The 16,809-nt window shown below is 75.6% G+C and carries 1 protein-coding gene and 1 pseudogene; both read right to left on the reverse strand.

Translation table 11 applies throughout. The features are described from left to right. Positions 1–8: 8 nt before the first annotated feature. Positions 9–10,340, reverse strand: coding sequence for a type I polyketide synthase (locus CP982_RS14265; protein ID WP_150510878.1), 10,332 nt, complete (start codon positions 10,338–10,340; stop codon positions 9–11). Between the two features lie 35 nt (positions 10,341–10,375). Beyond that, positions 10,376–16,663: pseudogene (locus CP982_RS14270) on the reverse strand (type I polyketide synthase); the annotation flags it as partial. Positions 16,664–16,809 lie beyond the last annotated feature (146 nt).

The following is a 16,809-nucleotide window of genomic DNA, read 5'->3' on the forward strand; positions in this document are numbered from 1 at the left end:
CCTGGTGGTCAGCGGTTCGGTTGGGCGGAAGCGCGGCCGAGTTCCCGGTCGATGAAGTCGAAGACCTCGTTCTCCGTCGCGGTTTCGATCGCGGCGGCCAGGTCCGTCTCGCCGGTGCCGGGGACCGCGTCGGGCCGCGCGTCGGTCCAGGCCTTGTTCCAGCGGGTGAGGATGGCGTCGAGGCGGGCGGCGATCTCCGTGCGGCCGGACTCCCCGTCGGCCGCCACGTCGACCGGGACGGCCATCAGGACGGCCTCCAGCTTGTCCAGTTCGGCCAGGGCCGAGCGCTTGCTGACGCCGTCGGTGAGGGCGAGCCGTTCCAGCAGGTGGTCGACGAGCACCCCGGGCGAGGCGTAGTCGAAGACCAGCGTCGTCGGCAGGGAGAGACCGGTCTGCTCGCCGAGCCGGTTGCGGAACTGCACGGCGGACAGGGAGTCGAAGCCGGAGTCCCGGAAGGACACCTCCCACTGGAGGTGGTCCGGCGCCGCGTGGCCGAGCACGGCGGCCGCCTCGGCACGTACGAGGTCGCGCAGACGGGTCTCCGCCTCGGCCCGGCCCATCCGCGCGAACCGGTCGCCCGCCCGGTCCGCGCCGGCCTTGCGGCGCTCGCCGCGCGGCACGAGTCCGCGCAGCACCACCGGCACCTGTGCGGCGTCGCGGCGCAGCGCCGGCAGGTCGAGCGGCGCGGGCGCGACCACGGCGAGCCCGGTGGCGAGGGCGTCGTCGAACAGCTCGCACGCCTCGTCCGCGGCGATCACCCGCAAGCCCGGCTGCCCGCCCTCGACCATCCGGCCCCAGGCGAGGGACACGGCGGGCAGGCCGCTCGCCCTGCGATGCGCGGCGAGGGCGTCCAAGTAGGCGTTCGCCGAGGCGAAGTTGGCCTGCCCGGGGCTGCCGAGCGCGGCGACCACCGAGGAGAACAGCGCGAAGAGGGCGGGCGGGGCGTCGGCGGTCAGCTCGTGCAGGTGCCGGGCCGCGTCCACCTTGGGCCGGAGCACGGCCGCGACGCGCTCGGGGGTGAGGGCGGTGAACACCCCGTCGTCCAGGACGTTCTCGGTGTGCACCACTCCGGTCAGCGGGTGCTCGGCCGGGAGGTCCGCGAGCAGCGCGCGCACGGCCTCGCGGTCGGCCAGGTCGCAGACCGCCACGGCGGCCGTCGCGCCCAGCGCCGCGAGGTCGTCCCGCAGCCGCTCGGCGGGCGAGCCGGGGCCGCGCGTGGTGGCGAGCACCAGGTGCCGCACGCCGTACGCGGTGACCAGGTGCCGGGCGAACAGCGCGCCCAGCTCCCCGTCGGCGCCGGTGACGAGCACGGTGCCGCCGTCCACGAGGGCGGGCGGCGCCGCGTCCGGCACGGCCGCGGGCACGAGTCGCGGCGCGAACAACTGACCGGCACGTACGGCGAGTTGGGGCTCGCCCGCCTGGGCCACCAGGGGCAGCTGGTCGACGGAGGCCGGGTCGTCGTCCAGGTCGACGAGCACGATCCGGTCGGGGTGCTCCGCCTGCGCCGAGCGCAGCAGGCCCCACACGGCGGCACCGGCCGGGTCCCGTACGCCGTCCTGCGCGTCGACGGCCGTCGCGCCCCGGGTCACCACGACGAGGCGGTTGTCCGGCAGGTCCTCCTGGGCCAGCCAGGACTGGGCCGCCTCCAGCGCCCGCGCCACGGCCCGGTGTGCGGCGGCCACCGGGCCCCCGGCGGGGTCCGGCCGCGACGGCTCGACCAGGAGCACGTCCCAGGGGGTGAAGGACGCCGCCGCCTCGGCGGGGTCGCCGAAGCGCAGCGGCGCGATGGCCGCCAGGTCTCCGGCGAGGTCGTCTGTGGTGTCGCCGAGCAGGGCGAGCAGGCTCTCCGGCTCGTCGTCGGGCACCGGTGCGACCGGTGTCCACTCCGGTGCGAACAGCCGGGCCGCGGCGGCGGACACCGGGGCCGCGCCGCCGTCCCGGGGCGTCAGGGCCGCCGGGGCCAGGCGCACGGACGCGGCTTCGAGTACGGGAAGTCCGGCCTCGTCGACGGCCTCCAGACGGAACGCGTCGGGACCGGCGGGGGCCAGGCGCACGCGCACGGCCGTCGCCTCGGCGGCGTGCAGGGAGACGCCCTCCCAGGCGAGCGGGAGGAGCGCGGAGCCGTCCGGGCCCGCCCCGGATCCGCCGATCAGCAGCGGCTGCACGGCGGCCTCCAGGAGGGCCGGGTGGATCCCGAAGCCGTCGACGTCCTGCGCCGCCCCTTCGGGCAGGCGGACTTCGGCGAACAGCTCCTCGCCCCGGCGCAGCACCGACGTGAGGCCCTGGAATGCCTCGCCGTACCGGTGACCGGCGTCGGCGAGGTCCTCGTAGGCCCAGTCCACCGCCGTGGCCCCGGACGGGGGCCAGGCGGCCGGTTCGGCGTCGGCCCGCTCCGCGGCGGGGGCGAGCACGCCGGTGGCGTGGCGGGTCCAGTCCGGCGCGGTGCCGTCCCCGTCCGCGCCGGGGCCCTCGGCGGGCCGGGAGTAGATCCCCACGGTCCGCCGCCCGGCCCCGTCGGGCGCCCCGGTCACGACCTGTACGCGGACGGCGGCTTCGGCGGGCAGCACGAGCGGTTCGGTGACGGTGAGTTCGGCGAGGTCCGGGCAGCCGGTGGCGTCCCCGGCCCCGATCGCCAGGTCCACCAGGGCCGCCGCGGGAAGCACCGGCACCCCGGCGACGACGTGGTCGGCCAGCCACGGCCGGGCGGCGAGCGACAGACGGCTCGTGAACACCGTCTCGTCCCGGCCCGCCACGGCGACGGCCGCGCCGAGCAGGGCGTGCCCGGCGGCGTCGGCGCCCTCGCCGTCGCCGGTGGCGCCGGACTCGGCGGCCCAGTACCTGCGGCGCTCGAACGGATAGGTGGGCAGGGCCGTGCGGCCCGCTCCGGTGCCCGCGAACACGGCCGCCCAGTCGACGGACGCCCCGGCGACGAACAGCTCGCCAAGGCCGCCGAGCACGGTGTGCACGGCCGGGCGCCCCTCGGCGCGCAGCGCCACCGAGCCGTCGAGCACCCGCTGGGCTCCGGACTCGGCGCACCGGGTCACGCCGTGCTCGGCGAGCCACCGCCCGGCGGCCGCACTGCCCTCGGTCCCGTCGAGACCCAGCGGTTCCCCGGCGGTGAGCGGGCGGCCGGTGCGCAGCGACACCACGGGGATCCGGGGTTCGTCGTACGTCACGTCGGCCGGGTCCCCGGCCGTCAGGAGGCGGCCCGCGTCGGCCAGGGAGAGCGCCCCGGCGACGTGCGCGGCGGCGATCTCGCCGACGCCGGTGCCCGCGACGCAGCCGACGCCGACGCCCCAGGCCTTGACCAGGCGGAACAGTGCCACCTCCGCGGCGAACCCGGCCGCCTTCGCGCCCTGTTCGCCGAGTCCGGCCAGGATCTCGTCGTACGCCTTCGCGTACGCGGGCAGCGTCTCGTACAGCGCGCGCTCCGGTCCGTCGGCGGCCCCGGTGAACAGGAACGCGGTCCGGCCGTCCCCGGCGGCGGGCGCGTCGGCGTCGGCGATCGCCCGCAGGCCCGCCAGGGCCTCGGCGCCGCCACCGGTGACGAGCACCGCGCGGTGGTCGAACGCGGAGCGCTGCGCGAGCGAGAACCCGACGTCGAGCGCCTCCGGCCCTGTGCCGGACTCCAGGAGGGCGAGCAGCCGCTCGGCCTGCGCGCGCAGGGCGAGCGGCGACTTGGCCGAGAGCACCCACGGCACCACCGGCAGGGACACCTCGGCCGGGGGCCCGGCCGAGGTGTCGGGGGCCTGCTCCAGGATGACGTGCGCGTTGGTGCCGCTGAGCGCGAACGCGGACACCGCGGCCCGGCGCGGCCGGTCGAGCTCCGGCCACGGGCGGGCCTCGGTGAGCAGCTCCACCGTGCCCGCCGACCAGTCGACCGCCGAGGTCGGCTTGTCGATGTGCAGGGTCTTGGGCAGCACGCCGTGCCGCAGGGCCATGACCGCCTTGATCAGGCCGCCGGCTCCGGCGGCGTGCTGGGCGTGCCCGATGTTCGACTTCACCGAGCCGAGCCAGGCCGGCCGGTCCGCGGGCCGCTCCCGACCGTACGTCGCCATCAGGGCCTCGGCCTCGATGGGGTCGCCGAGCTGGGTGCCGGTGCCGTGCGCCTCGATGAGGTCCACGTCGGCCGGTGCGACACCGGCGTTGGCGAGGGCCTGGCGGATGACGCGCTGTTGCGAGGGGCCGTTGGGCGCGGTCATGCCGTTGGAGGCGCCGTCGGAGTTCACCGCGCTGCCCCGGACCACCGCGAACACGGTGTGCCCGTTGCGCCGGGCGTCGGAGAGCCGCTCCAGGACGAACAGGCCGACTCCCTCGGACCAGCCGGTGCCGTCGGCGGACTCGTCGAACGCCTTGGACCTGCCGTCGGGCGCGAGGGTGCGCTGCCGGGAGAACTCGACGAACCCGATGGGCTGCGCCATGACGGTCGCGCCGCCCGCGAGCGCGAGGCCGCACTCGCCGCTGCGCAGCGCGTTCGAGGCGAGGTGCAGCGACACGAGGACCGACGAGCAGGCCGTGTCGATGGACATCGTCGGGCCTTCGAGGCCGAGGACGTAGGAGATCCGGCCGGAGCCGAAGGACGTCGTGGAGCCCGTCAGGAGGTAGCCCTCTGCGCCCCCTTCGGCCGCGCCCGCGCCCGCTCCGTACTCCTGCGCGGTCAGGCCTGTGTAGACGCCGGTGTCGCTGCCGCGCAGCGACTGCGGGTCGATGCCGCCGCTCTCCAGGGCCTCCCAGGAGGTCTCCAGGAGCAGCCGCTGCTGCGGGTCCATCGCGAGGGCCTCGCGCGGCGAGATGCCGAAGAAGCCCGCGTCGAACTCGGCGGCGTCGTGGATGAATCCGCCTTCGCGCGTGTAGAAGGTGCCCGGCTTGTCGGGGTCCGGGTCCCACAGCCGCTCGATGTCCCAGCCGCGGTCGTCCGGCATGTCCCCGATCGCGTCCACGCCGTCGGCGACGAGCCGCCACAGGTCCTCGGGCGTCCGCGCGCCGCCGGGGAAGCGGCAGGCCATCCCGACGATCGCGATGGGCTCGTTGGCGCCGCCCGAGCCCGGCACCGCCGCCGCGACGGCCGCGGCCGGGGCCGCGAGGTCGCCGCTCAGCTCGGCCAGGACGTACGCGGCGAGCGCCGAGGTCGTCGGGTAGTCGAACACCACGCCGGGCGACAGGCGCAGTCCGGTGACCGCGGTGAGGCGGTTGCGCAGCTCGACGGCCGTGAGGGAGTCGAAGCCCAGGTCCCGGAACGGCGCGGTCTCGCTGATCCGCTCGCCCGCGCCGAACTGGAGCACCGCGGCCACCTCGGTCCGCACCAGGTCGGTGACGTGCTCGTGCCGGTCCTGCTCGGGCAGCGCGGCGAGCCGTCCGGCCAGCGCCCGCTGGTCGCCCGCGCCCTGCCGGACCACCCGGCGCGACGTGCGCCCGACGAGGCCGCGCAGCATCGCCGGGACCGGCACGGAGCCGGACCGCAGCGTCCGCAGGTCGAGCCGGGCGGGCAGGGTCACCGCGCTGTCGAGCGCGAGCGCCCGGTCGAACAGGGCCGCCCCGCCCTCCGGCGCGATGGGCCGCAGGCCCGTCCGCTTCAGCTGCTCTGCGGCCCCGGCCTGCATGCCGCCCTCGGTGGCCCACAGGCCCCAGCCGAGCGACACGGCGGGCAGACCATCGGCCCTGCGCCGCTGCGCGAGCGCGTCGAGGACGTGGTTGGCCGCCGTGTAACCGGCCTGCCCCGCGTTGCCCAGCGTGCCCGCGAGGGAGGAGAAGAGGGCGAAGAGGGTGAGGGGTTGGTCGTGGGTGAGTTCGTGGAGGTGCCAGGCGGCGTCGACCTTGGGCCGCAGGACGGCCGAGACGCGCTCCGGGGTGAGGGCGGTGATGATGCCGTCGTCGATGACGCCGGCGGTGTGGACGACGCCGGTGAGGGGGTGGTCGGCGGGCACGGCGTCGAGGACGGCCCTGAGGGCCTCGCGGTCCGATGCGTCACAGGCGACGATCCGCACCCGCGCCCCGAGCCGGGTCAGTTCGTCGGCCAACTCCGCCGCGCCGGGCGCCTCTTCACCTCTGCGACTGGTGAGGACCAGGTGCTCGACACCGTACGAGGTGATCAGGTGCCGGGCGAACAAGGCACCCAGCGCCCCGGTACCACCCGTGATCAGAACCGTGCCGCCCGGCGCCAACTCCGGTGTGGCGGCGTCCGTCGCGGCCTGCGGGACCAGGCGCGGCACGGACACCGCGCCGGCGCGCACCGCGACCTGGTCGTGGCCCGCCGCGAGCACCACGGGCAGGGCCGTGAGCGAGGCCGGGTCGTCGTCGACGTCCACGAGCACGATCCGTTCGGGGTGCTCCGCCTGCGCGGACCGCAGCAGGCCCCACACGGCGGCGCCCGCCAGGTCCGGCGCGGTGCCGTCCCGGCCGGTCGTGACCGCGCCGCGGGTCACCACGACGAGGCGGCCCGACAGGAACCGCTCGTCGGTCAGCCACTCCCGCACCAGGTCCAGGGTCGCGGCGGCCGAGTCGTGCACGGAGGTCACGACGTCGCCGCGCGGCTCTCCGACGGGGAAGGACAGGAGCACGTCGGCCCCGGCCGCGTCGTCCAGGGTCGGGCAGCGCTCGACCGCCAGAGCCTCTCCGACCGGCGCCGCGGGGGTGCCGAGCAGGGCCCAGCGACCGGCCGGTTCGGCCGGATCCACCTCGACGGCGGTCCAGTCCACGCCGAAGAGCGAACCGGCCGTCTCGTCACGGCCCGCGGGCTGATCGGCCGACACCGGGCGGGCCTCCACCGAACGCACCTCGGCGACCGGCTGCCCCGCCTCGTCGGCGAGCTGCACCCGGCAGGACGTCTTGCCGTCGGTCTCGGCGTCGACGACCACGCGCACGCGCAGGGCCCGCGCGCCGGTGGCGTAGAGGTAGATCTCGTTCCACACGAACGGCAGTTGGAGCGTGAAGTCCTCGCCCGCGTCGGCGATCGCGGCGACGACGCGCGGGTGGATGGCCGCGTCGAACAGGGCCGGGTGGATGCCGAACCGCGCGGTGTCCGCGCCGTCCGGCAGCGCGACCTCGGCGAACAGCTCGGTGCCCGCGGCGCCGTCGCGGCGCCACAGGGAGTGCAGGCCGCGGAACAGCGGTCCGTAGACGTAGCCGCTCTCCGCGAGCCGGTCGTAGAACCCTTCGGTCGCCACGGCATCGGCGCCCGCGGGCGGCCACTGGGTGAGTTCGAACGCGGGCTCCGGAGCCTCGGGGGCAAGGACGCCGGTGGCGTGGCAGGTCCACTCCTCCTCCCCGGCCTCCTGGCCGGTCTCCGGGCAGGAGTAGATCGCGAACGGCCGGTGCCCGGAGTCCCGCGGCTCGTCCGCCACGAGCTGGACCCGTACGCCGCCCGACTCGGGGACGCGCAGCGGCGCGGTGACCACCATCTCGTCCACACCGGCGCAGCCGACCTCGTCACCCGCCGCCATGGCCATGTCGATCAGCGCGGTGCCCGGCACCAGGGCGCGGCCGCCCAGTTCGTGCTCGGCCACCCAGGCGTGCGTCCGCGCCGAGAGGCGCCCGGTGAACACGACCTCGTCGGCACCGGCCACGCGCACCACCGCGTCGAGCATCGGGTGGTCGGCCGCCACCTGCCCCGCCGAGACGACATCGCCGGACGCCGGGCCCGCCATCCAGTAGTTCTGGTGTTGGAAGGGGTAGGTCGGCAGGTCGACCAGGGCCGCCGGGGTGCCGGTGAACAGCCGCGTCCACTCCACGGTGTGTCCGGCCGCATACAGCCGGGCCAGACCGGCCAGCGCGGCCCGCACCTGCGGCTGCTCCCGGCGCTGCAACGCGAAGAACGACGCCTCCACACTCTGCGCGCCCATCGCCGTCAGCACCCCGTCCGGGCCGATCTCCAGGAACCGGGTCACGCCCCGCTCCCGCAACCTGACGACGTGATCGGCGAAACGCACCGCGCCCCGGATGTGCTCCACCCAGTACCCGGGCGAACACACCAGCGCGGCATCCGCGGCCATGGGGATGACCGGCTCCGCGAAGGTCACCCCTTCCACGACCGCCCGGAACTCCTCCAGCACCGGCTCCATCAGCGGGGAGTGGAAGGCATGACTGACGGCGAGCCGGTTCGTCTTACGACCCCGCTCCCTGAGCACCTCCGCGATCCGCGTGACCACGTCCTCGGCCCCGGAAATCACCACCGACGTCGGCCCGTTGACCGCCGCGATCCCCGCCTGGGCTTCATGGCCCTCCAGGAGCTGGAGGACCTCGGCCTCCTGCGCCTGCACCGCCACCATCGCCCCGCCCGCAGGCAGGGCCTGCATCAGACGGCCCCGCGCGGCCACCACCCGGCACGCGTCCTCCAGCGACAGGACCCCCGCCACATGCGCCGCCGCCAGCTCACCGACCGAATGCCCGGTCACACAGTCCGGCACCACACCCAAGGACTCCACCCACCGGAACAACGCCACCTCAAAGGCGAACAGAGCGGGCTGCGTCCACCCCGTCTCATCCAGCCCGCCACCGCCGAACACCACCTCCTTCAACGACCCCGGCAGCAACCCCTCGAACCCGGCACAGATCTCGTCGAAAGCCGCGGCGAACACCGGGAAGGTGTCATACAACTCCCGCCCCATCCCCGCCTGCTGCGCCCCCTGCCCGGTGAACAGGAACGCCGTGCGCCCCTCACCCGCCACCCCCGACACCACACCCGCCACCGACTCACCAGCAGCCAACGCCTCCACCCCAGCGACCAGTTCACTGCTGTCGGCCGCCAGCACCACCGCACGATGCTCGAACGACACCGACCGCGAACCGGCCGACGACAACCCCACATCCAACGGCGCGGCACCCGCACCCACCACAGCGGCCAACCGCTCGGCCTGCGCCCGCAACGCCCCCGCCGAACGCGCCGACACCACCACCGGCACCACCGGCAGCAAACCGCTCGCCGACTCCTCCACCGGCTCCTCCACCGGAGCCTGCTCAAGGATGATGTGCGCGTTCGTGCCGCTGATCCCGAACGAGGACACCGCCGCGCGGCGCGGCCGCCCCGTCTCCGGCCAGGGGCGCTCCTCGGTGACCAGCTCGACCGTGCCCGAGGACCAGTCCACCGCCGAGGTCGGCTCGTCGACGTGGAGGGTCCTGGGCACGATGCCGTGGCGCATGGCCATGACCATCTTGATCACGCCCGCGACGCCCGCGGCGGCCTGCGTGTGGCCGATGTTCGACTTCAACGAGCCGAGCAGCAGCGGCCGGTCGTCCGCGTCGGCCGTGCGCGCCCGCCCGTACGTGGCGAGCAGGGCCTGGGCCTCGATCGGGTCGCCCAGCTTCGTGCCGGTGCCGTGCGCCTCGACCACGTCGACCTCGGCGGGCGACAGGTCGGCGTCGGCGAGGGCCTGGCGGATGACGCGCTGCTGCGAGGGGCCGTTGGGCGCGGTCAGGCCGTTGGAGGCGCCGTCGGAGTTCACCGCGCTGCCCCGGACCAGGGCGAGCACGGGCAGGCCGCGCTCCCGGGCCACCGACAGACGCGCGAGAACGAGGACGCCGACGCCCTCGGAGAAGCCGGTGCCGTCCGCGGCGGCCGCGAACGCCTTGCAGCGGCCGTCGGGCGCGAGGCCGCGCTGGCGCGAGAACTCCACGAACACGCTGGGGCCCGACATCACGGTGGCGCCGCCCGCGAGGGCGATGTCGCACTCACCGGCGCGCAGCGCCTGCTCCGCCAGGTGCATCGACACCAGCGACGACGAGCAGGCCGTGTCCAGGGTCACCGTCGGGCCAAGGAGGCCCAGCACGTAGGAGATCCGGCCCGAGGCGACGCTCGTGGTGCCGCCGGTGAGCACGAAGCCCTCCAGCTCCTCGGGCGTCTCCCCGGCGCGCGGCATGTACTCCTGCGGGATCACGCCGACGAACACGCCGCCCGAGCTGCCGCGCAGCGACGCCGGGTCGATGCGGGCGCTCTCCAGGGCCTCCCACGACGCTTCGAGCAGGACGCGCTGCTGCGGGTCCATCGCCTGCGCCTCGCGCGGGGAGATCCCGAAGAACTCGGCGTCGAACCCGGCCGCGTCGGCCAGGAAGCCGCCCTTGGTGAGGTACGTGGTGCCGGGCGTCTCCGGGTCGGGGTCGGCGAGCCGGTCGAGGTCCCAGCCGCGGTCGGCGGGGAACTCGGTGAGCGCGTCACCGCCGTCGCGGAGCAGTTCCCACAGCTCGTCGGGGGTGCGGGCGCCGCCCGGGAAGCGGCTGGCCATGCCGACGATCGCGATCGGCTCGCGGGCGGCCGCCCGCACGTCGTGCAGCTCCCGCCGCGCTCGCTGCAGGTCCGTCGTGACCCGCCGCAGATACTCTCGAAGCTTCTGCTCGGTGGAGTCGGACATCCCGGGCAGCCCCCTTTCGTTCGGAACGGGCGAGATCACGCGATGTCGAGTTCGCCGTCGATGAAGTCGAAGATTTCGTCGTCGGAGGCCTCGGTGAAGTCCCGTTCCTCCCCGCCTGCTTCGGTCGGCGCCGCGAGGCGGCGCAGGACCTCCTGCAGTCCCTTGGTGAGCAGTCCCCGCTCGTCCTCGTCGAGGTCGGCCACGGCGAGCCGGTCGAGTTCGGTCACCAGCGACCCCACGGTCGTCTCCGCGGCGGGCACGAGCAGTCCGTCGAGGAACGCGGCGAGCCCGGCCGGTGTCGGATGGTCGAAGACGACCGTCGGCGGCAGCCGCAGCGCCGTGGCGTTGCCGAGGCGGTTGCGCAGCTCCACCGCCGTGAGCGAGTCGAAGCCCAGCTCCTTGAACGCGCTGTCCTCGTCGACCGCGTCGGCCGTGCCGTGGCCGAGCACGACCGCCGCGGACTCCCGTACGAGGTCCAGGAGTTCCTTGCGCCGCTGCCGCTCGGGCAGCTCGACGAGCCGGTCCGCCTGGGTGGCGGCCGCCGTCGACGCCACGACGCGCCGCCGGACCTGCGTGGCCGGGTCGAGGCCCGTGAGGAGCTCCGGCACCGGCTGTCCGCTCTCCCGCAGCCGGGCCACGTCCACGGGCACCGCGACCGCCAGCGGGCGGTGCAGGCCGAGCGCCGCGTCGAACAGGGCGAGGCCCTGCTCGTCGTCGATCGCGCCGAGGCCCATCCGGGCCAGGCGTTCCTTGTCGCCCTCGCTCAGATGGCCGGTCATGGCGCTCTCCCGCGCCCACAGGCCCCACGCGATCGACGTGCCCGGCAGGCCGAGGCCGCGGCGGTGCTCCACGAGGCCGTCGAGATAGGCGTTGGCCGCGGCGTAGCCGCCCTGGCCCGCGCTGCCGAGCACTCCGGCGACGGAGGAGAAGAGTACGAACAGGGACAGGTCGTGATCCTGCGTCAGCTCGTGCAGGTACCACGCGGAGCGCGCCTTCGTCCGCAGCACGGCGTCGAGGTCGTCCCGCGTCAGGGCCTCCAGGACGCCGTCGGACAGGACGCCCGCCGCGTGCACCACGCCGGTGAGCCGGTGCGCGGAGCGCACGAGGTCCGCTACGGAATCCCGGTCGGAGACGTCGCACGCCACCACGTCCACCTCGGCGCCCGCGGCCCGCAGGTCCGCGACCAGGGCGTCCACGCCGTCGGCCGCCGGACCGCGCCTGCTCGTCAACAGCAGCCTCCGTACGCCGTGTTCGGCGACCAGGTGCCGGGCGACGAGGCCGCCGAGCACTCCGGTGCCGCCGGTGACGAGGACCGTGCCCTCGGGGTCTGCCGGCGCGGGAAGGGTGAGGACGATCTTGCCGACGTGCCGTGCCTGGCTCAGGTACCGGAACGCCTCGGGGGCGCGGTGGACGGGGTACGTGGTGAGCGGCATCGGCCGCAGCGCGCCCGCGTCGAACAGGACGCGGATCTCCTCAAGGATCTCGGCGATGCGGTCGAACCCGGCCTCCATCACGTCGAACGCCCGGTACCGCACGCCGGGGTGTGCCGCCGCGATCTCGTCGGCGTCGCGGATGTCGGTCTTGCCCATCTCCACGAACCGGCCGCCGCGCGGCAGCAGGGCGAGGGACTCCTCGACGTGCTCGTGCGCCAGCGAGTTGAGCACCACGTCGACGCCCCGGCCGCCGGTGGCCTTCCCGAAGTGCTCGGCGTAGCCGAGGCTGCGGGAGTCGGCGAGGTGGTCGTCGTCGAAGCCCCAGGCGCGCAGCACGTCCCGCTTGCCGGCGCTGGCGGTGCCGTAGACCTCGGCGCCCCAGTGCCGGGCGAGCTGGAGGGAGGCGAAGCCCATGCCGCCGGTCGCCGCGTGCAGCAGCAGCGACTCGCCCGCCGTGAGCCCGGCCAGGTCCGCGAGGCCGTAGTACGCCGTCAGGTACACCACCGGCACACCGGCGGCCTGCGCGAACGTCAGGCGCTTCGGCATCGGGGCGACCAGCCTGCGGTCGGTGACGGTGACCGTGCCCAGGCCGCCGGTGAACAGGCCCATCACCCGGTCGCCGGGGATGAGCCCGGTGACGTCGGCGCCGGTCTCCAGGACGATGCCCGCGCCCTCGCCGAGGGACGACCACTCGTCCCGGGCCACCATGCCGAGTTCGAGGAGCACGGCCTTGAAGTTCAGGCCGCCCGCGCGCACCGCGACCCGGACCTCGCCCGGCTGCAGCGGGCGCAGCACCTCGGGGCACGGCGTGAGCGACAGGCTGTCGAGGTCGCCGCGGTAGGTCAGGCCCAGGCGCCACGGCCGCTCGTCCGGCTCCGCGAGGGCCGGGGACGCGGCGGCGCGGGTGAGCCGGGGCACGGCGGCGGACGCGCCGCGCAGGGTCAGCTCCGGGTGGTCGGCGGCCATCGCCGCGGGCAGCGCGGCCCGCGCGAGGGGGTGGTCGTCGATGTCGATGTGGCGCAGGCGGCCCGGGTGTTCGCTGCGCGCGGTGCGCAGAAGCCCGGTCACCGCGCGGTGGGCGAGCGCGTCGGCACGGGTGAGGACGACGAGCGGGACGTCGGTGAGGTGCGGCTCGGCGAGCCACTCCCGTACGACGTGCAGCGTCCGGTCGACGACGTCCTCCAGGTCGCCGTCGGGGCACGTCCACAGCGCGGCCGTCGCCGACACCGGCGCGGCCGGGCGGCCCCCGCCGTCGGCGGCGAGCGTGACCCAGGTCGGCCCGGCGGGCGGCTCCGGCAGCTCGACGGGCACCAGGTCCAGGCCGAACAGGGCCGAGGTGTCCGCGCGCTTGTGCCCGAGCGCGGCCACGTCCACCGGGCGCAGCGCCAGTTCGCCGACCGAGGCCACGGCCTGCCCGGCCTCGTCGGTGACCAGGACGGCGACCGCGTCGGCCCCTTCCGGGGTGAGACGGACCCGCACGGTCCGGGCGCCGGTGGCGTGCAGGCGCACTTCGCTCCAGCTGAAGGGGATCCTGACGCCTTCGGTCCCGGCGAGGCCCGCCACGTGCAGCGCGGCGTCGAGCAGCGCGGGGTGCAGGCCGAAGCCGGTCACGTCCTGCTCGTCGGGCAGCGCCACGGAGGCGTACAGCACGTCGCCGTCCCGCCACGCGGCGCGCACGCCGCGGAAGGCGGGGCCGTAGGCGTAGCCGCGCTCGGCGAGGGACTCGTAGAACCCGTCGAGGGGTACGGCGGTGGCGCCGGGCGGCGGCCAGGCCGTCAGCTCCCCGGGCGCGGCGGGGCCCTCGTCGGTCAGCAGGCCCGTGGCGTGCCGGGTCCAGTCGTCCGCCCCGCCGGGGCTGGTGTGCAGGCTCACGGGCCGCCCGTCGCCGGTGTCCGCGCCGATGAGCACCTGGAGGTCGAGGTCGGCGTCGAGGACGACCGGCGCGTGCAGGGTCAGCTCGGCCAGGTGTCCGAGGCCGACCCGGTCCCCGGCGTGCAGGGCCAGTTCGACCAGGGCCGTGCCCGGAAGGAGCACGGACGTGCCGAGCCCGTGCTCCGTCAGCCACGGCTGCGCGCCGCGGGAGAGCCGACCGGTGAGGACGAGCGTGTCCGCGTCGGCCGGGCGCAGGGCGGCGCCGAGCAGCGGGTGGTCCGCGGGGCGCAGACCGAGGGCCGAGGTGTCGCCGACGGCGGTGGGCTCCTGGAGCCAGTAGCGGCTGCGCTGGAAGGGGTAGGTGGGCAGCTCCGCGACGGCGGGCGTGGCGGGCGCGATCCGCCAGTCGACGTCGACGCCGTGGACGTACGCCTTGGCGAGGGCGGTGTGGAAGCGGGCCGTGCCGCCGTCGTCGCGGCGCAGCGACTCCAGGACGACCGCGTCGGCGGCAGCCGCCTCCTCGACGGTCTCCGCGATGGAGTTCACGAGTACGGGGTGCGCGCTGACCTCGACGAACACGCCGTGTCCCTGGTCGAGCAGGGCGCGCGTGCCCTGGGCGAAGCCGACGGTCCTGCGCAGATTGCCGTACCAGTACGCGGCGTCGAGCTCGGGACCGGCCACGACCTCGTCGGTGACGGTGGAGTGGAACGGAACCCGGGCAGGGACGGGGGTGATGCCGGAGAGCGCGGTGAGGATCTCCTCGCGCAGGGCTTCGACGTGGGCCGAGTGCGAGGCGTAGTCCACCGGGATGAGGCGGGCGCGTACCCCGTCGGCCTCGCAGGAGGCGACGAGGTCGGCCAGGTCCTCGGGCGTGCCCGAGACGACCGTGCTGCCGGGCCCGTTGACCGCGGCGACCTCCACGGAGCCGCCGTACGCCTCGATCCGCCGCTCCGTCTGCGCCTGCGGGAGCTGGACGGACGCCATGCCGCCGGTGCCCGCGAGCCGGGTGATGGCCTTGCTGCGCAGGGCGACGACGGCCGCGGAGTCCTCCAGGGAGAGCGCTCCGGCGACGTACGCGGCGGCGATCTCACCCTGGGAGTGGCCGATGACCGCGTCGGGGCGCACGCCGTGGTGGCGCCACAGCGCGGTGACCGAGATCATCACGGCCCACAGGGCGGGCTGGACCACGTCGACGCGGTCGAGGGGCCCGGCGAGCGCGTCGAGGAGGTCCCAGTCGACGTACGGCTTCAAGGCGGCGGCGCAGTCGTCCAGTTGGGCGCGGAAGACGTCCGCATCGCGGTACAGGTCGAGCGCCATGCCCGACCACTGCGAGCCCTGTCCCGGGAAGACGAACACCGTCTTGCCGCGCGGGCGCGCGGCACCGGTCAGGACGTCCCGCGACGGCCGTCCCTCGGCCAGGGCCAGCAGGCCCGCCGGGGCGTCGGCGCCGGTCACGGCCGCGCGCTGGGCCAGCAGCGGCGCGCGCGTGGCGAGCGCGGCGGCCACGGGCGCGCCGGGCTCCGCGGCGACGAGGGCGTGCAGTTGCTCCGCCCTGGCCGCGAGCGCGGCCGTGGAGGAGGCGGACAGGAGCAGCGGCAGGGCGGCGGCGTCGGGCCGCGGCGCGGGCGCGGGGTCCGTCGGGGCCTCCGGCTCCGGCGCCTGCTCGATGATCAGGTGGGCGTTGGTGCCGCTGATGCCGAACGCCGACACCGCGGCGCGCCGCGGCCGGTCGCTCGCGGGCCAGTCGCGCGCCTCGGTGAGCAGCTCCACCGCGCCCGACTCCCAGTCCACGGCGGGCGAGGGCTCCTCCGCGTGCAGCGTCCTCGGCAGGACGCCGTGCCGCAGCGCGAGGGTCATCTTGATGACGCCGCCGACTCCGGCGGCGGCCTGGGTGTGCCCGATGTTGGACTTCAGGGAGCCGAGCCACAGCGGCTGCCCCTCCGGGCGCTCCTGGCCGTACGTGGCGAGCAGGGCCTGCGCCTCGATCGGGTCGCCGAGGCGGGTGCCGGTGCCGTGCGCGTCCACGGCGTCCACGTCGGCGGCGGTGAGGCCCGCGTCGGCGAGGGCCTGGCGGATGACGCGCTGCTGCGCGGGGCCGTTGGGCGCGGTCAGGCCGTTGGAGGCGCCGTCGGAGTTCACCGCGCTGCCCCGGATCACCGCGAGCACCCGGTGCCCGAGCCGCTGGGCGTCGGAGAGCCGCTCCAGGACCACCATGCCCGCGCCCTCGGACCAGCCCGTGCCGTCAGCGGCGGCGGAGAACGCCTTGCAGCGGCCGTCCTCGGCGAGGCCGCGCTGCCTGCTGAACTCCACGAAGGTGTCCAGGGTCGCCATCACCGCCGCTCCCCCGGCGAGCGCGAGCGAGCACTCGCCGCCGCGCAGCGCGCGACTGGCCAGGTGCATCGTCACGAGCGACGAGGAGCACGCCGTGTCGACCGTGAGCGCGGGCCCTTCGAGGCCGAGCAGATAGGCGATCCGGCCGGAGGCGACGCTGGCCGCGCTGCCGGTCCCGCCGAAGCCGTCGCCGCCCTGCCCGGACTCCTCCGCGCCGAGCCCGTAGCGCTGGCCGCCGTGGCCCATCAGGCCCACGAACACGCCGGTGTCGCTGCCCCGCAGCGTCTGCGGGTCGACACCGGTCCGCTCCAGGGCCTCCCACGACGTCTCCAGGAGCAGCCGCTGCTGGGGGTCCATCGCGAGGGCTTCCCTGGGGGATATCCCGAAGAACTCGGCGTCGAACTCGGCCGCCTCGTACAGGAATCCGCCGCCGCGGGCGTAGTAGGTGCCCGGCACGCCGGGGTTCGGGTCGTAGCGTCCTTCGACGTCCCAGCCGCGGTCGGCGGGGAAGGCGCCGATGGCGTCCCGGCCTTCGGCCACCAGGTCCCACAGGCCGTCCGGCGAGCTGACGCCGCCCGGGAAGCGGCAGGCCATGCCGACGATCGCGATCGGCTCGCTGGCCGCCCGCTCCAGGTCCGCCAGGCGCTCGCGCGTGTCCTGCAGCTCCCCGACGGCCTGCTTGAGGTAGTTCCGCAGCCTGCCCTCGTTCTCCATCGTCTCGTCACTCCTCCGGCCGGGTACTGAAGCTCGGCCAGTCAACCTTGCGGGGGTGGTGTGCAGCCGGGTTCGAGAACACCGGACCGGGCGGCGAATTTGGCCCCCGGGACCAATGG

Source organism: Streptomyces spectabilis, from assembly GCF_008704795.1.
GTDB classification, from domain to species: Bacteria; Actinomycetota; Actinomycetes; order Streptomycetales; family Streptomycetaceae; genus Streptomyces; species Streptomyces spectabilis.